The sequence below is a fragment of the Streptomyces sp. NPDC012466 genome, from assembly GCF_042955215.1.
In the GTDB taxonomy this organism is placed as follows: domain Bacteria; phylum Actinomycetota; class Actinomycetes; order Streptomycetales; family Streptomycetaceae; genus Streptomyces.
Map to the genome: position 1 here is coordinate 78388 of NZ_JBIBEQ010000006.1, position 24487 is coordinate 102874.

21 protein-coding genes, 1 tRNA gene and 1 riboswitch are annotated in these 24487 nt (G+C 70.8%); of the genes, 6 read left to right on the forward strand and 16 right to left on the reverse strand.

The window, feature by feature from the left end:
- Nucleotides 1-28 precede the first annotated feature (28 nt).
- From ACFY9E_RS22410 to ACFY9E_RS22420, 3 genes are all read left to right on the forward strand, one after another.
- The gene (locus ACFY9E_RS22410) at nt 29-1054 is read left to right on the forward strand and encodes a GDSL-type esterase/lipase family protein (RefSeq protein ID WP_390986826.1); all 1026 of its coding nucleotides are present in this window, start codon (nt 29-31) and stop codon (nt 1052-1054) included.
- 129 nt (nt 1055-1183) lie between these two features.
- Nucleotides 1184-2401, forward strand: coding sequence for an acetyl-CoA C-acetyltransferase (locus tag ACFY9E_RS22415; RefSeq protein WP_390986829.1), 1218 nt, complete (start codon nt 1184-1186; stop codon nt 2399-2401).
- Between the two features lie 273 nt (nt 2402-2674).
- A complete protein-coding gene (locus ACFY9E_RS22420) occupies nt 2675-3457 on the forward strand; it encodes a hypothetical protein (protein ID WP_390986832.1) in 783 nt (260 codons plus the stop codon).
- Nucleotides 3458-3526: 69 nt separating this feature from the next.
- On the opposite strand, the gene ACFY9E_RS22425 is transcribed toward ACFY9E_RS22420, so the two are convergent.
- On the reverse strand, nt 3527-3832 hold the full coding sequence (locus tag ACFY9E_RS22425) for a hypothetical protein (RefSeq protein ID WP_390986834.1): 306 nt from the start codon (nt 3830-3832) through the stop codon (nt 3527-3529).
- A 101-nt stretch (nt 3833-3933) separates the two neighbouring features.
- Between ACFY9E_RS22425 and ACFY9E_RS22430 the strand changes: the two genes are divergently transcribed.
- On the forward strand, nt 3934-4164 hold the full coding sequence (locus tag ACFY9E_RS22430) for a DUF4287 domain-containing protein (RefSeq protein ID WP_031102797.1): 231 nt from the start codon (nt 3934-3936) through the stop codon (nt 4162-4164).
- 70 nt (nt 4165-4234) lie between these two features.
- Here the strand turns inward: ACFY9E_RS22430 and ACFY9E_RS22435 are convergent, their stop codons facing one another.
- The 3 genes from ACFY9E_RS22435 to ACFY9E_RS22445 all read right to left on the reverse strand — a co-directional run bounded on the left by ACFY9E_RS22435 (nt 4235) and on the right by ACFY9E_RS22445 (nt 6746).
- Nucleotides 4235-5143: a Bax inhibitor-1/YccA family protein gene (locus ACFY9E_RS22435; protein WP_390986837.1), complete on the reverse strand. Its 909-nt coding sequence runs from the start codon at nt 5141-5143 to the stop codon at nt 4235-4237.
- 157 nt (nt 5144-5300) lie between these two features.
- Nucleotides 5301-6527, reverse strand: coding sequence for a 4-hydroxybenzoate 3-monooxygenase (locus ACFY9E_RS22440; RefSeq protein WP_390986840.1), 1227 nt, complete (start codon nt 6525-6527; stop codon nt 5301-5303).
- A 132-nt stretch (nt 6528-6659) separates the two neighbouring features.
- Nucleotides 6660-6746: transfer RNA gene (locus tag ACFY9E_RS22445), tRNA-Leu, on the reverse strand.
- Between the two features lie 416 nt (nt 6747-7162).
- Between ACFY9E_RS22445 and ACFY9E_RS22450 the strand changes: the two genes are divergently transcribed.
- A complete protein-coding gene (locus tag ACFY9E_RS22450; RefSeq protein ID WP_390986842.1) occupies nt 7163-7933 on the forward strand; it encodes an ATP-binding cassette domain-containing protein in 771 nt (256 codons plus the stop codon).
- 37 nt (nt 7934-7970) lie between these two features.
- A complete protein-coding gene (locus ACFY9E_RS22455; RefSeq protein WP_390986845.1) occupies nt 7971-10505 on the forward strand; it encodes an FtsX-like permease family protein in 2535 nt (844 codons plus the stop codon).
- A gap of 67 nt (nt 10506-10572) precedes the next feature.
- Here ACFY9E_RS22455 and ACFY9E_RS22460 read toward each other — a convergent pair whose 3' ends face one another.
- The 12 genes from ACFY9E_RS22460 to ACFY9E_RS22515 form a co-directional block, all read right to left on the reverse strand.
- Nucleotides 10573-11880, reverse strand: a complete 1308-nt coding sequence (locus tag ACFY9E_RS22460; protein ID WP_390986848.1) for a class I SAM-dependent methyltransferase — start codon at nt 11878-11880, stop codon at nt 10573-10575.
- Nucleotides 11881-12083: 203 nt separating this feature from the next.
- Nucleotides 12084-13472 (reverse strand): FAD-dependent oxidoreductase, encoded by a 1389-nt coding sequence (locus tag ACFY9E_RS22465; RefSeq protein WP_390986850.1) that lies wholly within the window; start codon nt 13470-13472, stop codon nt 12084-12086.
- 420 nt (nt 13473-13892) lie between these two features.
- Nucleotides 13893-14834, reverse strand: coding sequence for an exopolyphosphatase (locus ACFY9E_RS22470; RefSeq protein WP_390986853.1), 942 nt, complete (start codon nt 14832-14834; stop codon nt 13893-13895).
- A complete protein-coding gene (locus tag ACFY9E_RS22475) occupies nt 14831-15361 on the reverse strand; it encodes a DUF501 domain-containing protein (RefSeq protein WP_390986855.1) in 531 nt (176 codons plus the stop codon). The genes ACFY9E_RS22470 and ACFY9E_RS22475 overlap by 4 nt, the downstream gene beginning before the upstream one ends.
- Before the next feature lie 52 nt (nt 15362-15413).
- Nucleotides 15414-15890 carry a septum formation initiator family protein gene (locus tag ACFY9E_RS22480; protein WP_390986857.1) on the reverse strand — a complete coding sequence of 159 codons (477 nt, stop codon included), beginning with the start codon at nt 15888-15890 and terminating at the stop codon, nt 15414-15416.
- 102 nt (nt 15891-15992) lie between these two features.
- Nucleotides 15993-17273, reverse strand: a complete 1281-nt coding sequence (gene eno / locus ACFY9E_RS22485) for a phosphopyruvate hydratase (protein WP_390986858.1) — start codon at nt 17271-17273, stop codon at nt 15993-15995.
- Nucleotides 17274-17536: 263 nt separating this feature from the next.
- Nucleotides 17537-18235 (reverse strand): transglycosylase family protein, encoded by a 699-nt coding sequence (locus ACFY9E_RS22490; RefSeq protein ID WP_390986860.1) that lies wholly within the window; start codon nt 18233-18235, stop codon nt 17537-17539.
- 4 nt (nt 18236-18239) lie between these two features.
- Nucleotides 18240-18406: riboswitch (cyclic di-AMP (ydaO/yuaA leader) on the reverse strand.
- Between the two features lie 228 nt (nt 18407-18634).
- Nucleotides 18635-19606: a transglycosylase family protein gene (locus tag ACFY9E_RS22495; RefSeq protein ID WP_390986863.1), complete on the reverse strand. Its 972-nt coding sequence runs from the start codon at nt 19604-19606 to the stop codon at nt 18635-18637.
- 119 nt (nt 19607-19725) lie between these two features.
- The gene (locus ACFY9E_RS22500; protein ID WP_390986865.1) at nt 19726-21024 is read right to left on the reverse strand and encodes a cytochrome P450; all 1299 of its coding nucleotides are present in this window, start codon (nt 21022-21024) and stop codon (nt 19726-19728) included.
- 61 nt (nt 21025-21085) lie between these two features.
- Nucleotides 21086-22105, reverse strand: a complete 1020-nt coding sequence (locus tag ACFY9E_RS22505) for a nucleoside triphosphate pyrophosphohydrolase (RefSeq protein WP_390986867.1) — start codon at nt 22103-22105, stop codon at nt 21086-21088.
- Nucleotides 22106-22192: 87 nt separating this feature from the next.
- Nucleotides 22193-22840: a SurA N-terminal domain-containing protein gene (locus tag ACFY9E_RS22510; protein ID WP_390986870.1), complete on the reverse strand. Its 648-nt coding sequence runs from the start codon at nt 22838-22840 to the stop codon at nt 22193-22195.
- A 143-nt stretch (nt 22841-22983) separates the two neighbouring features.
- Complete coding sequence (locus ACFY9E_RS22515) at nt 22984-24480, reverse strand: protein kinase (protein ID WP_390987604.1); 1497 nt, start codon at nt 24478-24480, stop codon at nt 22984-22986.
- Nucleotides 24481-24487 lie beyond the last annotated feature (7 nt).

Genomic DNA, 24487 nt, shown 5'->3' on the forward strand with positions numbered 1-24487 from the left:
TACGGGTTCGAGGAGGTGGCAGCGACGCATGACGAGCATGTCGAGGGCGAGGGTGGCCCGGCGGATCGCGGCCGGCGCGGCATACGGCGGCGGCGGGATCGGTCTGGCCGGAGCGGCCACCGTGGGGCTGGTGCTGGCCGAGGTGCAGCTGGCGCGGCGGCGGGTGGGCAACGGCACGTCACCGCACGTGCCGCACGCGGACAGGCTGTACGGCCGTACGTACGCCGTTCCGGGCGAGGTACCGCTGAGGCTGACGATGCTGGGTGACTCCACGGCCGCGGGCCAGGGCGTGCACCGGGGCGGGCAGACCCCCGGGGCGCTGCTGGCGTCGGGGCTCGCCGCGCTGGCGGAGCGCCCGGTGGTACTGCGCACGGTGGCGACCCCCGGGGCCTGTTCGGACGACCTGGACCGCCAGGTGGCGCTGGTGCTGTCCGATCCCGACCCGGTGCCCGACATCTGCGTGATCATGGTCGGCGCGAACGACGTCACCCACCGCATGCCCCCGACCCGCTCGGTCCGCCATCTGTCCTCGGCGGTCCGCCGGCTGCGCACGGCCGGTACGGAGGTCGTGGTCGGCACCTGTCCCGACCTCGGCACGATCGAGCCGGTCCGCCAGCCCTTGCGCTGGCTGGCCCGGCGGGCCTCACGCCAGCTGGCGGCCGCCCAGACGATCGGAGTCGTCGAACAGGGCGGCCGCACCGTGTCGCTGGGCGACCTGCTGGGGCCCGAGTTCGCCCAGAACCCGCGCGAGCTGTTCGGGCCGGACAGCTACCACCCCTCCGCCGAGGGCTACGCGACGGCGGCGATGGCGGTTCTGCCGACCGTGTGCGCCTCCCTGGGTCTGTGGCCCGCCGAGGAGGAGCGCCCGGACGCCTCCCGCCGCGAGGGCTTCCTGCCGGTGGCGCGGGCGGCGGCGGAGGCCGCCTCGGAGGCGGGTACGGAGGTCGCGGCGGCGATGCCGAGCGGGCCGCGCGGCCCGTGGGCCCTGTTGAAGCGCCGGCGGCGCCGGCGGGTACCCGAGCAGGAGCCGGCCCCCGCGACGCCCTCGAACTGAGGAGGCAGAAAAGCAAGCGCTTGGAAACTGCGGTCAGGGTCACACCGCGACACCCGTGACCCAGCCCATACGTACGGGTAACTTCCCACTCAGCCCTGCCAGACCACCCGGTACGTCAATGGAGCCGTGATGCCCGAAGCCGTGATCGTCTCAGCCGCCCGCTCCCCCATCGGCCGCGCCGTCAAGGGCTCCCTCAAGGACCTCCGCCCGGACGACCTGGCCGCCACGATCGTCCAGGCCGCCCTGGCCAAGGTCCCCGAGCTGGACTCGAAGGACATCGACGACCTGATGCTCGGCTGCGGCCTGCCCGGCGGCGAGCAGGGCCACAACCTCGGCCGGATCGTGGCCGTGCAGATGGGCATGGACCACCTGCCGGGCTGCACCGTCACCCGGTACTGCTCCTCGTCCCTGCAGACCTCCCGCATGGCGCTGCACGCCATCAAGGCCGGCGAGGGCGACGTCTTCATCTCGGCCGGCGTGGAGACGGTCTCCCGGTACGCGCACGGCAGCTCGGACATGCCCGGCACGCACAACCCGCTCTTCGCCGACGCCGAGGCCCGGACCGTCGCCACCGCCCAGTCCGAGGGCTCGACCTGGCACGACCCGCGCGAGGACGGCCTGCTGCCCGACCCGTACATCGCGATGGGCCAGACCGCCGAGAACCTGGCCCGCGCCAAGGGCGTCACCCGCCAGGACATGGACGAGTTCGGCGTCCGCTCGCAGAACCTCGCCGAAGAGGCCATCAAGAACGGCTTCTGGGAGCGCGAGATCACCCCGGTGACCCTCCCCGACGGCACGGTCGTCTCCAAGGACGACGGCCCCCGCGCCGGCGTCACCCTGGAGGGCGTGCAGGGCCTCAAGCCGGTCTTCCGCCCCGACGGCATGGTCACCGCCGCGAACTGCTGCCCGCTGAACGACGGTGCCGCCGCCCTCGTGATCATGTCCGACACCAAGGCCCGCGAGCTCGGCCTCACCCCGCTCGCCCGGATCGTGTCGACCGGCGTCTCCGGCCTCTCGCCCGAGATCATGGGCCTCGGCCCGGTGGAGGCCAGCAAGCAGGCCCTGCGTCGGGCCGGGCTGACCATCGACGACATCGACCTGGTCGAGATCAACGAGGCGTTCGCCGCCCAGGTGATCCCCTCCTACCGCGACCTGGGCATCCCGCTGGAGAAGCTGAACGTCAACGGCGGTGCCATCGCCGTCGGCCACCCCTTCGGCATGACCGGCGCCCGCATCACCACCACACTCATCAACTCCCTCCAGTTCCACGACAAGCAGTTCGGCCTGGAGACGATGTGCGTCGGCGGCGGCCAGGGCATGGCCATGGTCATCGAGCGCCTCAGCTGATCGCCGTACGGTAGCCGCCATAGCACGCGCTGTGAGGCCTTGGCCCAGAACCCCGGAAACTCCGGGGTTCTGGGCTGTTTTGTGATCCAATCTCCCTCAGGATGTGACCTATCTCCCTCTCCACGGAGAGAAGCCCAGGTCACAGCAGCCCCACCCCCTTCCCCTGGACCGAAGCTCTGTCCGTTTCGTGACGTTACGCACTGACAGGTGGTTAGTCCGCCCTTCAAGCTGATGTAGGAAGTCGGGGGTCGACTTTGAACCGGGAGTACGTCAGTGAGCGCCATGCCGATCGCATTGCTGGTCACCACGGCCGCCACGGGCGCCGTGGGCGTCGCCGTCCTGCGCACCGTCCTGCAGCTGCGCCGCCAGGTCGCGGCCCTGCACACCGCGCTGGCCGAGAACCGCGCCGCCACCACCCGTGCGCTGCTGCCCGCGGCCCGCACCGCTGCCGACACCGATGAGATACGTGCCGCCGTCGCGGCGGCGCTCGCCGAGGAGCGGGAGCGGGAGCTCGCCGAGGCGCGGGCGTTCTGGGCCGCCCAGGAGGCCCGTGACGCCTCCGACGCCCCCTCCCTGCTGGGTCTGCCCGAGACCGATCTGTTCCTGCCCCGCCAGGCCGACTTCGCGGGTCTGGAGCCGGTGTCCGAGCCCGGCGTGGATGCCGAGGAGCCGGTCGGCGAGTCTCCCGAGCTGGCCGCGGCCCGCCGCCGCCACCCCTCCCACCCGGACTTCGTACCGGCGCAGTCGCCGGTCGTGAACGACCACGAGCGCACCGTCGCCACCCTGGAGGAGCTGGCCTCCTCCCGCGTCGAGCTGACGGACGTCCGTCCCGGCCCGCTGGGCACCCTGGACGTCTACGTCTTCGCCGACGGCACGACCCTGTGCATGACGCCGGGCCACCGCGAGACCGCCGAACGCCTCGCCACCGCCCTGCGCGCGGGCGTGACGCCGACCCTGCTGGGCGGCTCCGGCGTCTCCGGCGCCTACACGCTGACGTTCGAGTGCGGCGAGGACAACGTCTACATCCTGGCGGACCGGGTCATCGCGTCCCTGTAGGGAAGCGCCCCCACGGGGCGCGGGGAACCCCGCGACCGGCCCGGGACCGCCCGCACGCGCGAACGCGGGTCAGACGCCGGCCCTCTTCTGCGCTTCTTCCACCAGCCGCACCGCGTCATCGACGTCGGCAGGGCTGGGAATCACCACCGCCAGATCATTCACGGCCACGGTGATCTGATCTGCCGCTGCAAACATCCCCGCATCCGGCATCTCCCGGGGCTCCACGCCCTCGAGCACCTGCGCCCTGCGGGCCAGCTCCCGGGCCAGCCCGAGAGCCTCAGCGGCAGCGCCCCGCTGCAACCGGCTCTGGGGCGCGGCCCTCAAACGATCGGCGAAGTGCTCCACCGCACGGGTCAAAGGCGTCGTATCAACCACGCCGCGAGCGTACGCGTCGCACCGGGACTGTTGCCAACGGGCGAACACTCAGGCACGGTGACCTGAAGGACCGGCTTACATCCCAGCGTCCGGAGGCGCCGATGTCCCAAGTCTTCTCCGAAGAGACCCACCGCAACATGCTAGCCCGCATCCCCCACTGCACCGGTCGTGAGATCTCCGACTGGTTGCGCACCGTCGAAGACGGCCCGGCGCTCTTCCGCTTCGAGGAAAAGGTCAGCTGGCTCCGGCACGAACACAACCTCGCGTACGGCCACGCCAAGGCGATCATCCACGAGTACGACCTGAGGAGGGCCGCGCGCAAACTCCTCTAGCGCGCACCGTCCCGCAGACGACGAAGGGCCCCGGCCGGAGCCGGGGCCCTTCGCGCTACGACTGTCGGAACTAGTCGTTGCTGTTGAGGATCGAGATGAGCCTCAGGAATTCCATGTAGATCCACACCAGCGTCAGCGTGAGGCCGAAGGCCGCGAGCCACGCCTCCTCGCGCGGGGCACCGTAGGCGACGCCGTCCTCGACCTGCTTGAAGTCCAGGGCGAGGAAGCAGGCGCCGAGGATGACGCCGATGACGCCGAAGACGACGCCGAGGGCACCGCTGCGGAAGCCGAGGCCGTCACCGCCGCCGAACACCGCGAACAGCAGGTTCACGGTCATCAGCAGGATGAAGCCGAGCGCGGCCGCCATCACGAAGCCGTAGAAGCGGCGGTTGACGCGGATCCAGCCGGCCTTGTAGGCGATCAGCACACCGGCGAAGACCGCCATGGTGCCGATCACGGCCTGCATGGCCGCGCCGTCGGCGATCCGGCTGTCGACGATGTTGGACACGACGCCGAGGAAGACACCCTCGAAGGCGGCGTACGTCAGGATCAGCGCGGGCGAGGCCTTGCGCTTGAAGGACTGGACGAACGCCAGGACCATGCCGATCAGGGCGGCGCCGATACCGATGCCGTAGCTACGGCTGATGTTGGCGTCGTCGACCGGCAGCAGGGCCCAGGAGAGCGCCGCGGTGAGGATGAGCACGCCGAGCGTGCTCGCCGTGCGCAGGACGACGTCGTCGATGGTCATCCGGCCGGTGGCGGCCGGGGCCTGCGGCGGAGCGCCGTACTGCAGGTCCTGCTGGGCGTAAGGGTTCTGCGCGTACGGGTTCTGCCCGTACTGGCCGCCCGTGGGCTGCGCGTACGGGTTGCCCTGGGTGGCGACAGCGGGACCCCCGGCCTGCGGCGCGGTGTTGAAGCCCGCGTAGCCGTTGTCGCGGCTGAACCCCCGTCGCGAGAAGACCGGGTTTCTGCTCCTCATTTCACTCCTCCATGGCCACCAGGCGTGGCCTTGGCTCAAGAGTAATAGGTAGGCAAAGGAATGACCCTACTGCTTGGGGAGGATCTTTCCCTCGTCGTGCTGCGCAACACGCTACGTGGCTTCGTGATTCCCCTCACCGCAGGGGGTCACTCCCGGCTCACCCGAAGGGGAAGCCCGTGTACGCCTCGGCCAGGTCCGTCTCGGCGGCGCGGGAGGTCGCGATCCGCTCCAGCCGGGCGAGCTGGAGCCGGTCCTCGAAGGGGGTCGCGCCGGGCGCGCGGTGCAGGAGGGTCGTCATGTCGTAGGAGAACCGCTCGGCCTGCCAGACCCGGCGCAGGCAGGTCGCGGAGTAGGCGTCGAGCAGGGCCGGGGATCCGGTCTCCTGCTGGTGGATCAGGGCCCGCGCGAAGGTCACGACGTCGCCGACGGCGAGGTTGAGGCCCTTGGCCCCGGTCGGCGGGACGATGTGCGCCGCGTCGCCGGCGAGGAAGAGGCGGCCGTGCCGCATGGGCTCGTGGACGTAGGAGCGCATGGGGGTGACCGACTTCTGGGTGATCGGGCCGCGCGCGAGGCGCCAGTCGTCGGCGGTCTCGAACCGGCGCTCCAGCTCGTCCCAGATCTCCTCGTCGCTCCACGCACCGGCGTCGGTGCCGTCGGGCACCTGGAGGTAGAGGCGGGAGACGAAGGATTCAATGGGGAGTGAAGCGACTTCCTTGGAAGGGTGGTGGCGGGTGACGGGCGGGCGCATGGAGAGCAGGGCGAAGCCGCGGTCGTGGCGGGCGTAGACGAGCTCGTCGTGCGAGGGCGGCACGTCGGCGAGGATGCCGAGCCAGCCGAAGGGGTACGTCCGCTCGAAGACCTGGGTGAGTGTGCTGGGGATCGCCTTGCGGGCCACGCCCCAGAAGCCGTCGCAGCCGACCACGTAGGAGCACTCCAGGACGTCCTCGCGGCCCTCGTGCCGGAAGCGGATGCGCGGGGTGTCGGTGCCGGCGTCCTCCACGGCCAGCGCCTCCGCCTCGAAGAGCAGGGGCCCGCCCTCCTGGAGCTGGAGGGCGATGAGGTCCTTGCAGACCTCGGTCTGGGCGTAGACGGTCACGGACCGGCCGCCGGTGAGGGCGGGGAAGTCGACGCGGTGGCGTCTGCGGTCGAAGCGCAGTTCGATGCCGTCGTGGCGCAGCCCCTCGCGGTCCATGCGCTCCCCGACGCCTGCCGCGCGCAACACGTCGGCCGTGCCCTGCTCCAGGATCCCGGCGCGCTGCCGCCGCTCGACGTAGGAGCGGTCGCGGCTCTCCAGGACGACCGCGTCGATGCCGGCGTTGTGCAGCAGCCGGGCCAGGAGGAGGCCGGCGGGGCCCGCTCCGATGATGCCGACGGTGGTGCGCATCGGGCGACCTCTTTCCCATCGCGTTCGTCAGGTGAAATTTCTTTCACCAATCTGCCTGTGAGTCTCCGACGGCATGCGGCCGCTGTCAACGGGCGCGCCGTGAACTCTTCAATGGACCACGCAGGGATCGGATGGTGCCCGGAGCCGGACTCGAACCGGCACGCCCGCGAAGGGGCAGCGAGGTTTAAGCTCGCCGTGTCTGCATTCCACCATCCGGGCAGGCCGTGGGCTCCGCATCGAGTGTCCGAGACTATCGGGACGGGTCCCCCGAACAGCGGAAGCGTGGACCGATGTTGTCTTATTTTATTGACGTCTGAGGGTGCATCAGCACACCGAACACGCCATCCGCACTTGCCAATAGCCTTGCGTGCGGCGCCCGGCCGCGTATGCGGAATGACGGAATTTCACCGCCCGAACGAGGGCACTCCACCTGTTCTCAACACCCGGAACCATCGGTTCCCGACACCGGGGCCCCTGAGGGGCGTTCGTCATCCCCAGGTATGACACTGCCCCGCGCAGTCCGACTGCAGTCGGCCTCCGGAACGGGAGCAACGGGTGACTACACGGCGGCGTCGGACCCGGACGATGGAACACGACCTTCCCCGTGCACAGTCATCCGACAGGAGAGCCATCCCGTGACCACCGCATCCCTCGCCGGCCGGGCAACCACCGTGGCCGCGCGCGCCACGGATCTGTCGAAGATCTACGGACAGGGCGAGACCCAGGTGGTCGCCCTGGACCGGGTCTCCGTCGACTTCCGGCAGGCCGAGTTCACCGCGATCATGGGCCCCTCCGGCTCCGGCAAGTCCACCCTGATGCACTGCGTGGCCGGTCTCGACACGTTCTCCTCCGGGTCGGTGCGCATCGGCGACACCGAGCTGGGCTCCCTGAAGGACAAGCAGCTGACCAAGCTGCGCCGGGACAAGATCGGCTTCATCTTCCAGGCGTTCAACCTGCTGCCGACGCTGACGGCGCTGGAGAACATCACTCTTCCGATGGACATCGCGGGCCGCAAGCCGGACAAGCAGTGGCTGGACTCCGTGATCACCATGGTCGGCCTGGCCGACCGGCTCGGCCACCGGCCCGCCCAGCTCTCCGGCGGCCAGCAGCAGCGCGTCGCCGTGGCCCGGGCGCTGGCCTCCCGGCCCGAGATCATCTTCGGTGACGAGCCCACCGGAAACCTCGACTCGCGTTCCGGGGCCGAGGTCCTGGGCTTCCTGCGCAACTCCGTGCGGGAAATGGGCCAGACCGTCGTGATGGTGACCCACGACCCGGTGGCCGCGTCCTACGCGGACCGCGTGATCTTCCTCGCGGACGGCCGGGTCGTCGACGAGATGCACCGGCCGACGGCCGACACGGTCCTCGACTTCATGAAGCAGTTCGACGCCAAGGGCCGCACCAGCTGATCCCCCGTCAGGACCGACAGGACTGAGAACCGCCACCATGTTCCGTACCGCCTTGCGCAACGTACTCGCGCACAAGGCCCGGCTGCTGATGACCGTCCTCGCCGTGATGCTCGGCGTCGCGTTCGTCTCGGGCACCCTGGTCTTCGCCGACACCCTCTCCAACGCCTTCCGCAACCAGTCGGCGAAGAGCTACGACGACGTCGCCGTCTCCGTCTCCTCGTACGCCGACCCGGACAATCCGAAGGAGGAGCCGGGCCTGAACGGCAAGGTCCTCGACAGGATCTCCGCCGTGGACGGCGTCGCCGGGGTGTACGGCCGCGTCGAGGGCTTCGCCGGGGTCGCCGACCCCGACGGGAAGCTGATCGGCGTCGGCTGGTCCAACAAGGGCTCCAACTTCGCCCCCGGCGAGGACGGCAAGGACGCCGCCTACACCTTCACCGACGGCTCCGGCCCGGTGAAGGACGACCAGATCGCCCTGGACGAGGAGTCCGCCGCCAAGGGCGAGTACCGGGTCGGCGACCGGGTGCGCGTCGCGACCAACGGCCCGGTGAAGGAGTACACCCTCAGCGGTGTGTTCACCACCGAGGACGGCGCGGTCAACGCCGGCGGCAGCCTCGTCCTCTTCGACACCGCCGTGGCCCAGAAGCAGTATCTGAAGCCGGGCTACTTCGAGAGCGTCACCGTCACCGCCGCCCCCGGCGCCGACGACGCGAAGATCCTGGACGCGGTCCGGCCGCTGCTGCCCGACACCGCCGAGGCCCAAACCGGCAAGGCGCTGGCCGACGAGCAGGCCGAGCAGATCGAACAGGGCATGGGCAACCTCAAGCAGGTCCTGCTCGGCTTCGCGGGCATCGCGCTCTTCGTCGGGATCTTCCTGATCTCGAACACGTTCACGATGCTGGTCGCCCAGCGCACCAAGGAGATCGCCCTGATGCGCGCCGTCGGCGCGTCCCGCAAGCAGATCACCCGCTCGGTGCTCGCCGAGGCCGCGCTGGTGGGCCTGATGGCCTCGGCCGTCGGCTTCGTCCTCGGCATCGGTCTGGCCGTCGGACTGCGCTCGGGCATGGCCGCGTTCGACATGAAGATGCCGGACGGCCCGCTGATCCTGTCCGCCACGCCGGTGATCGCGGCTGTCTCGGTGGGTGTGCTGATCACGATGCTCGCCGCCTGGCTGCCCGGCCGCCGGGCCGCGAAGATCCCGCCGGTGGCGGCCATGAACAGCGTCCACGCGGTGGCCACCACCAAGTCGCTGGTGCTGCGCAACTCCATCGGTGCGGCCGTCACCGCCCTCGGCGCGGCGGGGATCGTGGCGGGTGCCTCGACCGGCGGCGACGACGGCCGGATGTACATCGGGGCCGGCGCGTTCCTCGCGCTGATCGGCGTGATCATCCTGATCCCGCTGCTGTCCCGGCCCGTGATCGCGCTCGTCCGTCCGCTGCTCGTCGGCCCCTTCGGGGTGGCGGGCAAGCTGGCGGGTCAGAACGCGGTCCGCAACCCGCGCCGGACCGGGGCCACCGCCTCGGCGCTGGCGATCGGGCTGACGCTGGTGACCGGCCTGTCGGTGCTCGGCATCACGGTCGGTACGGCCATCGACAAGATGACCACGGACAACATCAAGGCCGACTACATGGTCTCGATGGCCAACGGCGGTGACCTCGACCGGTCGGCGCTGACGGCGCTGGAGAAGGCCGAGGGCGTGTCCGCGGTCTCGCCGCAGCAGGACGTCTACTTCCAGCTCGACGGCAAGGACTACGTGTCCGCCTCGGCGGTCACCCCGGGCGACATCGAGAAGGTCCTGACCGTCGACGTCGTCAGCGGCAGCGCGGGCTCGCTCGCCGAGGGCCGGATCGCGGTCGCCGAGAAGACGGCGAAGAGCAGGGGCTGGAAGACCGGCGACAGGCTCCCCGTCACCTTCGGCGACGACAAGAAGGCCACGCTGACGGTCGGCGCCGTCTACAAGGACAGCGAGTTCCTCTCCCCCGTCCTCGTCGACCGGAAGGTCGTGGACCGGCACGAGACGAAGCCGTCCATCCGGCAGATCTTCGTGAAGGTCGACGGCGGCCAGACCGCGGCGAACGAGAAGGTCGTCATCGACGCGCTGGGCGACAACCCCGCGATCACGGTGATGGACCGGCAGGACATCCGCAACGAGTTCGGCGGCGCCATCAACACCCTGCTGAACATCATGTACGGCCTGCTGGCGATGGCCCTGATCATCGCGGTGCTGGGCGTCGTCAACACCCTCGCGATGTCGGTCTTCGAGCGACAGCAGGAGATCGGCATGCTGCGCGCGATCGGTCTGGACCGGCGCCGGGTGAAGCGGATGGTCCGGCTGGAGGCCGTCGTCATCTCGGTGTTCGGCGCGCTGGTCGGCATCGGTCTCGGCGCGTTCCTCGGCTGGGCGATCGGCGAGACCTTCGCGGACCAGATCCCGGGGTACGCGCTGGTCCTGCCCTGGGACCGGATCGGGATCTTCCTGGTGCTGGCCGGTCTGGTCGGCGTCCTGGCCGCGATGTGGCCGGCCCGCAACGCCGCGAGGCTGAACATGCTGAACGCGATCAAGACCGAGTGACCTCGCCGCACACGGAAGGGCCGGACTCCCCACGACGGGGAGTCCGGCCCTTCCGGTCGTGTCCGGATCAACCGCGGCCGGGCGTACCCCACACGCGGGCCCGCAACGGCATCCCGGAGGCACCCGAGTCCGGGGCGCGGACGGCCAGGACCTGGTTGACGCCGATGCGGTTGCGTTCGAAGGCCAGGGCCGAGGCCGCCATGTACAGAAGCCAGACCCGGGCACGGCCGGGGCCGGTCAGCCGCACGGCGCGCTGCCAGTCGGCCTCCAGGCGGGCGACCCAGTGGCGCAGGGTGAGGGCGTAGTGCTCGCGGATCGCCTCGACGTCGCGTACCTCGAACCCGGCGCGCTCCAGCTGGGCCACGGTGCTGCCGATCGGCTGGAGCTCGCCGTCGGGGAAGACGTAGGAGTCGATGAACGCGTCGACGCTGTACGTCGTCTCGTCGCGCTGCGGGCGGCGGGCGATCTGGTGGTTGAGGAGCCGCCCGCCGGGCTTGAGCAGCATGTACAGGCCGGCGGCGTACTCCAGGTACCGGTCGGCGCCGACGTGTTCGGCCATGCCGATGGAGGAGATCGCGTCGTAGGGCCCGTCGCGGACGTCGCGGTAGTCCTGGACGCGGATCTCGACCTTGTCGGTGAGGCCCTCGCCGGCGACGCGCTTGCGGGCGTAGGCGGCCTGCTCCTGGGAGAGCGTGACGCCGACGACGCTCACGCCGTGCTCGCGGGCGGCGTGGACGGCCATGGAGCCCCAGCCGCAGCCGACGTCCAGGAGCCGCTGACCGGGTCTCAGGCCGAGCTTGCGGCAGACGAGTTCGAGCTTGTCGTGCTGGGCCTGTTCGAGGCTGCTGTCCGGGGTGGGCCAGTAGGCGCAGGAGTACACCATGGACGGGCCGAGGACGATCTCGTAGAAGTCGTTGCCGACGTCGTAGTGGTGGCTGATGGCGCGTCGGTCGGTGTGCTTGGTGTGCAGGTGGCGGCGGGGGCGGCGGGCCTCCTCGCGGGGCGGGGCGGGCGGCAGCGGGGCCCCGCCCAGCTTGACCAGTCCGCGGACGGCGGCACGGACCTCGGGGTCGCGCAGGGCCTGGGCGAGGGTGCGGGCGTCCTCGCCGCGCTCCCAGACGAGACCGGCCAGCAGACCGAGCGTGACGTAGAGGTCCCCCTCGATGTCGAGGTCGCCCGCGACCCAGGCGCGGGCCAGTCCCAGTTCGCCGGGCTTCCACAGCAGGCGGCGCAGCGCGCGGCGGTTGCGCACCACCAGGGTCGGCGCGCCCGGCGGGCCCGCCAGCGATCCGTCCCAGGCGCGGATGCGCACCGGGAGCGGTGCTCCCAGCAACTGTGTGAAGAGGCCCTGCAGCCGCTGCGCGGCGTCTGCCATGGTGTACACCTCCATGACGCGGAATCCCGGAATGTCCGACACCACGTAAACACCTGCGGGGCTTCGGCGCAGTCCCCGGCACGCGTCATGTCTGGGCAAAGCCGGTATGTCCCCGGCCCGGCGGCGAGGTCCTCGAACGCCGAGGGGCCTCCCGCACCACGGATGGCGGGAGGCCCTTCGTCAGGCGGATGTGTGACCGGAGGTCAGGAGGCCTTGGCCTTCTCCTCGGTCTTCTCCTTCGGCGCGGCGGCGACCGGGGCCGGCTTGGCGGCCTCGTAGAACTCCTCGCGCGGCGTCTCGATGGCGCCGAGCGAGACGACCTCGCGCTTGAGGAACATGCCGAGGGTCCAGTCGGCGAAGACGCGGATCTTGCGGTTCCAGGTCGGCATCGCCAGACCGTGGTAGCCACGGTGCATGTACCAGGCGAGACGGCCCTTGAGCTTGATCTTCATCTTGCCCATGACGATCATCGCGACGCCCTTGTGGAGGCCGAGACCGGCCACCGCGCCCTTGTTGGCGTGGGCGTAGTCCTTCTGCGGGAAGCCCCGCATGCCGGACACCACGTTGTCGCCGAGGACCCGGGCCTGGCGCAGCGCGTGCTGGGCGTTCGGCGGGCACCAGGCGTTCTCGTTGCCGGCCTTGCGGCCGACGAGGTCCGGGACCTGGGCGTTGTCGCCGGCGGCCCAGATGTAGTCGGTGCCCTTGACCTGGAGGGTCGGCTCGCAGTCGACGTGACCGCGGGGGCCGAGGGGCAGGCCGTAGCGGGCGAGGGCCGGGTTGGGCTTGACGCCGGCGGTCCACACGATGGTGTTGGAGTCGACCTCGAGGCCGTTCTTCAGCACCACGTGGCCGTCGACGCAGGAGTCCATGGAGGTGGACAGGTAGACCTCGACGCCGCGGCCCTCGAGGTGCTCCTTGCCGTACTTGCCGAGCTTGGGGCCGACCTCGGGGAGGATCTTGTCGGCGGCGTCGACCAGGATGAAGCGCATGTCCTCGCGGGACACGTTCTTGTAGTACTTGGCCGCGTCCCGGGCCATGTCCTCGACCTCACCGATGGTCTCCGCACCGGCGAAACCGCCGCCCACGAAGACGAAGGTGAGCGCCTTGCGGCGGATCTCCTCGTCGGTGGTGGAGTCGGCCTTGTCGAGCTGCTCGAGGACGTGGTTGCGCAGGCCGATGGCCTCCTCGATGCCCTTCATGCCGATGCCCTGCTCGGCGAGGCCGGGGATCGGGAAGGTGCGGGAGACCGCGCCGAGCGCGATCACCAGGTAGTCGAAGGGCAGCTCGTAGGCCTCGCCGACCAGCGGGGAGACCGTGGCGACCTTGCGGTCCTGGTCGATGGTGGTGACCCGGCCGGTGAGGACCTCCGCCTTGGGCAGCACGCGTCGCAGCGGGACGACGACGTGGCGCGGGGAGATGTTGCCGGCGGCGGCTTCGGGGAGGAAGGGCTGGTAGGTCATGTACGACCGGGGGTCGACGACCGTGACGGTCGCCTCGCCGTAGCGCATCTTCTTCTGGATGCGCCGAGCTGCGTACAGGCCTACGTACCCACCGCCTACTACGAGGATCCTGGGACGCTCCGTGGTGCTCATGCCATCGAGTATCCACCCGTCTCAGGGGGGTGGCTCGTGCGCCCCTTCACAAGCTCCGACGGGGTGTGTGCTATCCTCCGCCGCCCGCGTGATCCATGTCATGGTGACAACCGGGAGCGTTTGTGCACCCCGGACCGTTGTCAATGCCGCGTGAGCTGCCTCTCTGTGCGCGACAGGCCTCCGTGAGGTCCTTCCGGAGCGTCCCTTCGCGCGCCTCCCCGGACCCCTCCATACCATGCTTCTGAACATGTTCAAAGGGCCGTTCAGCCCCCGGACGGGTCAACGGGGCCCCTTTGATCGCCCGAGAGGGCCGAATTCCTTGTGAAGAACTTCACGAACTTTTCCGACGGGCTGTCGCCGGGGGGTCACCAGAACCCCCCGGAGGCGCTCATCCGTGATCCGTGCCTGCTCAGAAGCGGGCTAGGCGACCGACCACGCGATGCCGTCGAGGATGTCGTGCTCGCTCACGACGACCTCCCGTGCCCCGATCCGCTCCATGATCGACAGGAGCACGAGGGCGCCCGCCCCGATCACGTCGACCCGGCCCGGGTGCATGGAGGGCACCGCCGCGCGCTCGGCGTGGGTGGAGCGCAGCAGCCACTCGGTGATCTCGCGGACCCGGTCGTGGGAGACACGGGAGTGGTGGATGGCCTCGGAGTCGTACTCGGGCAGCTCCTGGGCGATCGCCGACACGGTCGTCACGGAGCCGGCCAGGCCGACCAGCGTGCGCGCCTCGCGCAGCGGAACCGTCTGCTCGGCGAGGTCGAGCGCGGCCTCGATGTCTGCCCGCATCGCCGCGATCTGCTCCTCGGACGGCGGGTCGCTCACCACCCCGTCCCGGACCAGGTGCCGCTCGGTCATCCGGACGCACCCGATGTCCACCGACCGGGCCGCCCGGACCCGGTCGTCGCCCACGACGAACTCGGTCGAGCCGCCGCCGATGTCCACGACGAGGTAGGGCTTCGGCAGGTGGTCGCCCCCGGCCAGCTCCTTGGTGGCGCCGGTGAAGGAGAACGCGGCCTCCTGGTCCCCGGAGATCACCTCGGGCTCGACGCCCAGGATGTCCAGCACGCCGCGCACGAACTCGTCCCGGTTCTCGGCGTCCCGGGAGGCGGAGGTCGCCACGAACCGCAGCCGCTCCGCCCCGTGCTCCTTGATGATGCCGGCGTACTCGCGGCAGGCCGCGAAGGTGCGCTGGAGCGCCTCGGGGGCGAGCCGGCCGGTGCGGTCGACGCCCTGCCCGAGCCGCACGATCGTCATCCGGCGGTCCAGGTCGACCAGCTCACCGGTCGACGGGTCGGCGTCGGCGACCAGGAGCCGGATGGAGTTCGTACCGCAGTCCACGGCGGCGACACGGGTCACTGGGCGTCCTCCTCGGCGGTGGTCACGCACGGTCCCTTGCGCCACCACTCGGGCAGCATCGCGATGGCCTCGTCCCCGAGCGGGTTCACCCCGGGTCCCGCGGCCAGCGAGTGGCCCACCAGCACGTGCAGGCACTTCACCCGGTCCGGCATGCCGCCCGCGCTCGGGAAGTTCTTCAGCTCCTCGATCTCGTCGCGCCGGCGGATGTAGTCCTCGTGCGCGGCGCGGTACGCAGCCGCCAGCTCCGGGTCCGAGGCCAGCCGCTCGGTCATCTCCTTCATCACGCCGTTGGCCTCCAGCGTGCCGATCGCCGAGGCGGCGCGCGGGCACGTCAGGTAGTACAGCGTGGGGAACGGTGTCCCGTCCGGCAGCCGCGGGGCCGTCTCGACGACGTCCGGCTGTCCGCACGGGCAGCGGTGCGCGATCGCGCGCAGACCGCGCGGGGGCCGGCCGAGCTGCTGCTTGAAGGCCTCGACGTCCGCGTCGGTGGGCTCGGTGCGCGGGGTGGTCGGCGGGGGCGTTTCCATGACTGTCTTCAGGCTGTCTTTCTCTGGGTTCAGGTCACTGACTGGGGCCGGGTCACCGGTCGGAGGCATCGGCCTTGTCGACCCCGTCCCAGACGTTCGAGTACCAGGGACGGTCGGCCGCCCCCAGGTCGGTGCGCGACTGCTTCGCCGCGTGCGGGTCGACGACGATGAAGCCCGTCTCCCCCGGCATGACGTAGTGCAACCGCTGCCGGATCTGCTGCTCGGCGTAGGCGTCGTCCTGCCAGCGCGCCTTCAGGTCGCGCAGCCGTTCGACGCGCTCGCGGGCCTGGCGCTGTTCGCGCTGGAGGTCGTCGATCTCGGCGCGCTGCGAGACGTACTCCCGCATCGGGTAGGCCAGGGCCACGATCAGCGAGCACATCACCAGGGCGAGCAGCGCCGCCCGGCCGGTCAGCCGTGAGCGGCGGGCCTGGCGCTTGGTCTGGGAGCGGTAGACCCGGGCCGCGGTCTGCTCTCCGAGCAGCCGGATCCTGGTCGCGGTGGAGAACCGGTCCCGGTCCTTCACGGCCATCTGTCCGCCTCCCGCTCCACCGTCATACGCGCGTACGTCCCCGGACACGGTACGGGACCGAGTACGGGGACGTACGTACGACGCTGCCTCTTGTGGCCGGGGTCAGCCCTTGAAGCGCGGGAAGGCGCTGCGGCCGGCGTACACCGCGGCGTCGTCGAGGATCTCCTCGATGCGCAGCAGCTGGTTGTACTTGGCGACGCGCTCGGAACGGGCCGGGGCACCGGTCTTGATCTGGCCGCAGTTGGTGGCCACGGCCAGGTCGGCGATGGTGACGTCCTCGGTCTCGCCGGAGCGGTGGGACATCATGCACTTGAAGCCGTTGCGCTGGGCCAGCTCGACGGCGTCCAGGGTCTCGGTCAGCGAACCGATCTGGTTGACCTTGACCAGGAGCGCGTTGGCCGCGCCCTCCTCGATGCCGCGGGCGAGGCGCTCGGGGTTGGTGACGAACAGGTCGTCGCCGACGAGCTGGACCTTGTCACCGAGCTTGTCGGTGATGGTCTTCCAGCCCTCCCAGTCGTCCTCGAACAGCGGGTCCTCGATGGAGACGAGCGGGTACGCGTCGACGAGCTCCGCGTAGTACTCGGTCATCTCGGCCGCCGAGCGATCCTTGCCCTCGAACGTGTAGACGCCGTCCTTGTAGAACTCGGAGGCGGCGACGTCGAGCGCCAGGGCGATCTGCTCGCCGGGGGTGTAGCCGGCCTCGTTGATCGCCTCGAGGATGAGGTCGAGGGCCTCGCGGTTGGAGCCGAGGTTCGGGGCGAAGCCGCCCTCGTCGCCGAGACCGGTGGCCAGGCCCTTGTTCTTCAGGACCTTCTTCAGCGTGTGGTAGACCTCGGCGCCCCAGCGCAGGGCCTCGGAGAAGGACTCCGCGCCGATCGGGGCGATCATGAACTCCTGGATGTCCACGTTGGAGTCGGCGTGCGAGCCGCCGTTCAGGATGTTCATCATCGGCACCGGCAGCAGGTGCGCGTTGGGTCCGCCCAGGTAGCGGAACAGCGGCAGGTCGCTGGCCTCGGAGGCGGCGTGGGCGACGGCGAGCGAGACGCCGAGGATCGCGTTGGCGCCGAGGGAGCCCTTGTTGTCGGTGGCGTCCAGGTCGAACATCGCCTGGTCGATCAGGCGCTGCTCGGTGGCGTCGTAGCCGACCAGCTCCGGGCCGATCTGCTCGATGACCGCGAGGACGGCCTTCTCCACACCCTTGCCGAGGTAGCGGTTCGAGTCGCCGTCGCGGAGCTCGATGGCCTCGAAGGCGCCCGTGGAGGCGCCGGACGGGACGGCGGCACGACCGGTGCTGCCGTCGTCGAGGCCGACCTCGACCTCGACCGTGGGGTTGCCTCGGGAGTCCAGGATTTCCCGGGCTACGACGACGTCGATGGACGGCACGAGCATCTCCTTCTTCATGTGACGCGGTACGCGGGTCGCGTGGACCCGGCGGGGTGCGGGCCGTGGTGGCTCGCGACATGAGCCTAACCGGCCCCGGGCGATCGGCCACCGGGTCGCCCACCCCATGGACAGAACCGAGAGTAAATTGTTTCCGAACGGAACAAAACCGGTTGCCGAAAAAAACCCCGCCCCGGTGCGTACGGGGGATGACGCACCGGGGCGGGGAGCACGAGGACCCTGGGCGGGTCCGGCGGGGCCGCTGCTTACTTCAGGTGCAGCTGCTGGCCCGGGTAGATGAGGTTGGCGTCCTCGACGATGTCCTTGTTCAGCTGGTAGAGCTTCTCCCAGCCGCCCTTGACCTTCTCCTCCGTGGCGATCGAGCTGAGGGTGTCGCCCTTGACGACCTTGTACTCGCCGTCGCCCTTCTTGACCTTCTTGCCGGTCGGGGTGGTGACGGTCTTCTTCGCGGCCGGGCGCTCGTCGGAGCGGGAAGCCGGCTGCTGCTCGGTCTGGCGGGTCTCGGTGCTCTGCTGGCTCTGCTGCTGCGTGGAGCTGCCGGAGTCGCTCGAGGAGCCGCCGCCGGTGTAGCCGGCACTCGACAGGCCCTTGCCGCAGACGGGCCAGGCGCCCTTGCCCTGGCTCGCCAGGACCTTCTCGGCGATCTCGATCTGCTGGGCCTTGGTGGCCTGGTCGGCGGTGGAGGCGTACTTGGTGCCGCCGTAGCCGGACCAGGTGGAGGCGGAGAACTGCAGACCGCCGTAGTAGCCGTTGCCGGTGTTGATGGACCAGTTGCCGCCGGACTCGCACTGGGCGACGGTGTCCCACTCCGAGGCGGTGGCGGCGGAGGCGTTGCCGGCCGCCATCAGCGGGGCGGCGACGGCGGCACCGGTGACACCGGCGATGGCGATGGCGCGCGTGGCCTTGGACGGACGGCGGTGCGTGCCCTTACCGGAAAACAGCATGGAGAGATCCCCTCACCGACGCCTGCGAGGTGAGCTGTCGGGTTCGGGCCGGTTGAGTTGCCCGGCCGCGCCCCTCCCGGGACGCGGCTTCACCCCAAGCCCTTCCGGCACAACCGGCCGGTCGGGCACTTACCTTGGGTCCCCCGCTCCTGCCTACGGCGCTTGACGCGACGACTGTTCCCGTACGGCCGCTGGCAGGATTCGGCGTTGCGGCAGCCGGGGCTCGTGGTGACGAGCGGTCACGACCGTAGGCACGCGATCCACGGAATTTCAAAGACGATCAGGGCTTCTGAGATCTATCTCTCACGGGCCTTATACGGGACATTCGGCGCGAAACGTGACGCGAACTCACCCGGTTTCGGGGTGACTTAAGCCGCCGTTTCCGCACTGCCCGAACAACTACTTCGCGTCCGCTTCGACCCCTGTCGTGAGCGTCTGACCGGGGAGGATGAGGTTCGGGTCGGTACCGACGGTCTGCTCGTTCCCGTCGTAGAGGGAGTTCCATCCGCCGTCGAGGTCAAGGGAGTCGGCGATGGACCAGAGACTGTCGCCCACGCCGACGATGTAGGAGCCCTCGGACGCGTCCCGGGAGGCGTCGTCGCCGCGCGAGGCGTGGCGGCCCGAGGACGCGCCCTCACGGCCGCTCGCGGGCGCGGAGCCCTCCTCGGCGCTGGGGCCGCGGTGGCGGCCGGAGCCGGTGTCCGTCAGGGCCGAAGAGTCGCCGCCCTGGCGCGAGTTGCCGGACTCGCCACTGCCGGGGGTGGCGGAGGGGGAGCTGCCGGACTTCTGATCCTGCTCCCGCCCCTGCTCCCGAGAGGCGGAATCAGAGGACTTGTCCGACTTGGAGGTTTCATCCTTCTGGGTCGACTGCGCGTCAGGCGACGACGAAGGGCTTGAGGAAGGCTCAGAAGAAGGGGAGGAATCGGGGCCGTCGAGCAAACCGGGCGAGTCCACCTCACCGGATGACTCGGACGAGCCGGACGCCTCCGACCCCTTGTCCTGCTCGAGGCCGGAGAGCAGCCCGCAGGTACGCCACGCGCCGACCCCCTGGTCGGCGAGGATTCTCTCGGCCACGGATATCTGCTGGGAGCGACTGGCCAGGTCGGCGCTCGCGGCGTAGTCGAGGCCGCCGTGGTTCTCCCAGTCCTCCTGGGACAACTGCAGGCCGCCGTAGTAGCCGTTGCCGCTGTTCTGGCTCCACGCGCCGCCGGTCTCGCAGTCCGCGACCCGGTCCCAGGTCGTGCCGTCGGCCGCGCTGGCACCGGAGGCCCCGAGGAGTGGGATCGCGATGGCGGAGCCGGTCACTCCGGCCGCGACGAGGAGAGCCGGAGCCTGGCGGGGGCGACGGTGCCGACCGTTCCCGGAGAGCATACGGAGACCTTTCACACGACAGCAGTGACCGCGTCCGGCATCCCGGGCCGCGTTGATGGGTGAACGTATCGGCAGGAGATCACTTGTCACAAGTTAATGCCGCGTAGATCACGTGAAGATCACAGCTCTGATGTTTCGTCACTTTCAACCGCCGCGAACTCCACCGGCAGGGTGCGCAGGCCGCGCATGATGAGGCCGCCGCGCCACCGCAGCTCGGCCGGATCCGCCGCGAGCCGCAGGTCCGGGAGGCGGGTGAGGAGGGTGGCGAGCGCGGTCTGGCCCTCCAGGCGGGCGAGTGGGGCGCCGAGGCAGTAGTGGATGCCGTGGCCGTATCCCAGGTGCTGGTTGTCGCGGCGGGCGAGGTCCAGCACGTCCGGACCGGCGAACCGCTCCGGGTCCCGGTCCGCGGCGGCCAGGACGACGAGAACGGGGTCGCCGGCTTCGACGCGCTGCCCGCCGAGGGTGAGGGGCTGCGTGGCGAAACGCCAGGTGGCGAGTTCGACGGGGCCGTCGTAGCGCAGGAGTTCCTCGACGCCGGTCTCCAGGAGGCCCGTCTCCCCGGCGGCGAGGGACGCCTGGAGCCGTGCACGCTCCTCGGGGTGGGTGAGCAGGGCGTAGGTGCCGTTGCCGATCAGGTTCACGGTTGTCTCGAAACCGGCGAACAGCAGGATGAAGGCCATGGCCGCCGCCTCGTTCTCGGTGAGGTGCTCACCGTGGTCGGAGGCGCGGATGAGACCGGAGATGAGGTCCTCGCCGGGGGCGGGCTCGGCGGGCAGCGCCTCCCGCTTGCGGTGGATGAGGTCGGCGAGGTAGCCGCGCATCTTCTTCACCGACCGCGCCACGCCGCCCCTGGGTCCGCCCTGGTGACGGATCATCATGCCCGCCCAGTCGCGAAAGTCGTCCTGGTCCTCGCGGGGGACGCCGAGCAGGTCGCAGATGGCGTAGATGGGCAGCGGGAAGGCGAACTCGTGGATCAGGTCGGCGGACCCCTTCCGCGCGAACCCGTCGATGAGGGTGTCGGTGAGCTCCTGCACCCGTGGCGCGAACTCGGCGACCCGGCGGGGCGTGAACGCCTTGGACACCAGTCGCCGCAGCCTGGTGTGGTCCGGCGGGTCGATGTTGAGCAGATGCGTCATCAGCTCGGCCTTGCGCTCCCCGGGGATTCCGGTCTTGCCCTTGGCGTGCGCCGGTTCGTCGTGATGCGCCGGGTTCTTGGAGAGCCGGTGGTCGGCGAGCGTCTGCTTGGCGTCGGCGTACCGCGTGACCAGCCAGGCCTCCACGCCGCTGGGAAGCCGCGTCTTGTGGACGGGGCTGTGCTCGCGGAGCCAGGCGTAGGCGGGATAGGGGTTGCTCGCGAACTCCCAGGTGAAGAGGTCGGGCGCGGTCGCGGGGGTGCGGGGCTGGGGCTGGTCGGTCACGCGTCGACCGTATCCGGCTTCCCGCCGCTTCCCGCCCCGCTCCCCTGCCCCCCGGTTCCGCTCAGCCCTCGGCCTGCCTGATCGCGTCGCGGTAGGCGCGGGCCGCCGCCCTCAGGGCCGCCTCCGGGTCCACGCCCTCGGACTCGGCGCGGACGGCCAGGGCGAGGAGCTCGTAGCCGATGCCCTCGACGGGCGGGAGCGGTATGTCCAGGTTCGCTGCGCGGGCGCGGGAGGCCAGCTTGGCGGCGAGGGCCAGACCGGGCTGGCCGAGGGGAATGCCCTCGGTGACCGAGGTGCGCTGCTTCTCGACCGCCTTGGTGCGCAGCCAGTGCTCCTTGACCTCCTCGGGGGTGGTGGCCGTCGCGTCGCCGAAGACATGCGGATGGCGGTGGATCAGCTTGGCGACGATGCCGCCGGCCACGTCGTCGATGGAGAAGGGCTCCTCCCCGTCCTCCGGGCGGCCCTCCTCGGCGATGCGGGCGTGGAAGACGACCTGGAGGAGGACGTCACCGAGCTCCTCGCGCAGTTCGTCGCGGTCGCCCTCCTCGATCGCCTCGACGAGCTCGTACGCCTCCTCGATGCCGTACTTCGCCAGGCCCTCGTGGGTCTGCTGCGAGGACCAGGGGCACTCGACGCGGATGCGGTCCATGACCTGGACGAGGTCGAGGAGCCGGGCGCCCGGGAGGTCGTAGGAGGCGGGCAGCAGCTCCAGCTCGGGCATGGCGATACGGCCGGTACCCGCGAGGCGGGCCAGTCCGTCCGTCAGGACCGGTTCGCCCTCACCCGTCGCCACCACGACCACCGTGCGGCCGCCGGAGCAGGCGTCGACCAGCTCCTGGGCGGTGGGGGACGCCTCGTCGACCGGGATCCCCGCCTCGCGCAGATACGGCACCTGCGGGTGTGCGCCGTCCGCGCACAGCACCCGGTCCGCCGCGTGCAGTGCCTGCCAGGCCGGCCAGGAGAGCAGGCCGGGGGCGACACGGTGGCTGGTGGTGAGCAGGATGATGCGGCCCGGGGCGGCGGCCGCGTCGGGAGCGGTCCGCTCGGGGCCCGGGGTGGCTTCGGGGCTGTTGGCGTTCACGGTTCGAAGCTATCCCACGCCGCCGACAGCCCCCGAAGTCATCCACAGGGCCCCGGGGAGCGGGTGCCCTGCATGCCGCCCCTGGTCCTACATGCCCTGCTGGGTCTGTGCCGTCGTGACGTCCCGGACCCACGGCGTCTTGGCGTCGGCGCGGCTGCTCTTCTGGACGTCCCACGTGCCGTAGCGGGGGTTGAGGTCGATGTTCAGGTCCTCGGAGGCGTCGGAGAGGGCCTTCCAGAACTCGGGACGGTCGGTGGTCGTGCCGAGCTTCTCGGCGAGCTTCTGGGCCTCCAGCTGGAGGCGGAGGTTCTCTTCGAGGCGCTGCGGCGGGATGCCGTACTGCCGGAGCCAGGTCGTCTCCAGCGCCTCGGCGCCGCCGGCCTGCTGTTCCAGGCCGGACCGCATCTGCTGGATCTCCTTGCGGGAGACGCTCACCCCGGCGTCCTCGGCGGCGCGGTGCAGCACCCGGTCCAGAACCATGGTCTGCAGGGTGTCGCGGGTGAGGGTGCCGGTTCTGGCGATGGCCTGCTGGTACTGGGCGTCGTTCTGCACGGCCGCCCGCTGGGCCGCGCGTACCTCGCCGACCCGCTCGTCGAGCTGGGAGACGGTGATGCGCTGGCCACCCACCACGGCCGCCGCGCCGGGATGCGCGTCGTTCCCGCAGGCGGTGAGCAGGGGTGCCGCGGCGGCGATCGCTGCGGTGAGGACGAGCGCGGTGCGACGGCGGCGGTGCAAGGAAACCTCCCGAGGAGATTGTGCGACGGTGCACAAGGTCTTGCGATGATCGATGGTAGGCAGTGGCCAAGCTCTGGCCAACCCATTCGACCAACGATTCACCGGGACTTCCGGCACCGCCGCGCCAAGCCCAGGGGCGGTCGTCAGCCGCGGACCTGCCCCAGCCACTGCAGTGTCCTGCGGATCTCCGCACCGAGCGGGTGCCCGGGGCCGTGGGTGCGCTCCACGTCGTGCAGCAGCCTGGCCAGGGTGTCGTGGGCGGCACCGCGGTCGCCGAGGGCCAGCAGGAGATGACCGATGCGACGGCGGACGTCGTGCGCGAGCTCGGGGCCGCCTGCGGCGACGTACTGGTTCTCGTAGTACGGCAGCACCGCCCGGTACTCGGCGAGCGCCGCCGCCGGCTCACCCAGCTGTTCGAGGCACTGGGCGGCCTCGTAGCGGAAGCGCAGGGCCTGCGGGTCGGCCTGGCCGGCCTCGGCTGCGCGTTCGTCGGCGAGCCGGCGCAGCTCGGGCAGGGCGCGCCGGTACTGGCCGTCGTCCAGGAGCGTCGCCGCGTACTGCTTGCGCAGGGTGCGGACGACCGGGGAGTGTGCGCCGTGCTGTTCGGCCGCCGCGGGCAGGATCGCGCCGAGGATGTCGACGGCCTGGGTGACGCGGCCCTCGCCGAGGAGCCGTTTGACCTCGTCGACGGCGCGGGCGATGTCCGTCTTCCCCGCGGTGTCGGTGACGGGGGTGGCGGGCGTGGGCTGGGGCGCGGGGGTGCGCGCACGATCCGGCCAGGGGGCGTGCGGGCGCAGGAACGGCCGGGTGGGATCGAGGGCCGCTCCGGTGGGCGTCCCACGCGCGGGCAGGAGCGGCTCCAGGTGCTCGTAGACCTCCTGCGCGGAGGCGGGCCGGTGCTGCGGGTCCTTGGCGAGGAGGCGCAGGACGAGGGCCTCCAGGGCCTCGGGGACCTCGGGCCGGATGCGGCGTACGGGCACCGGGGGCTCGTACAGGTGCCGGTGCAGGACGCCGAGTGCCGTGGAGCCGGAGAAGGGCACGTCGCCGCTGAGCAGTTCGTGCAGGACCACGCCGAGCGCGTACAGGTCGGTGTACGGGCCGACCGCGCCGCCCATCGCCTGCTCCGGGGCCATGTAGGCGGGCGAGCCGATGGGGGTGCCGGTGTGGGTGAGGCGGGTGGTGTCCGCGTCCATGACGGAGGCGACGCCGAGGTCGAGGACGGTGACCGTGCCGTCCTGCTTCACCATCACGTTGCGCGGCTTGAGGTCGCGGTGGACGATCGGCACGGCGTGCACGGCGCTCAGCACCGCGCACAGCTGCGCCGCGACCGCGACCGCCCACTGCCAGGGGTACGGATCGTGCGCGGCGAGGTGGCCGGCGAGGTCGGCACCGTCGATGTACTGCATGACGAGGAACAGCTCCTCGCCCTCACTGCCCGCGTCGTGCACGGTGACCAGGCCGGGGTGGTCGACCTGCGCGGTCACCCGGCACTCGCGCACGAAACGCCGGCGCAGTTCCTCCGCGTCCTGCCCGGCCACCTTGTCGGGGCGCAGCAGCTTCACCGCCACGCGCCGGTCGAGCCGCTGGTCGTACGCCGTCCAGACCTGGCCCATGCCGCCCTGCCCGAGGACGGTGGACAGCTCGTAG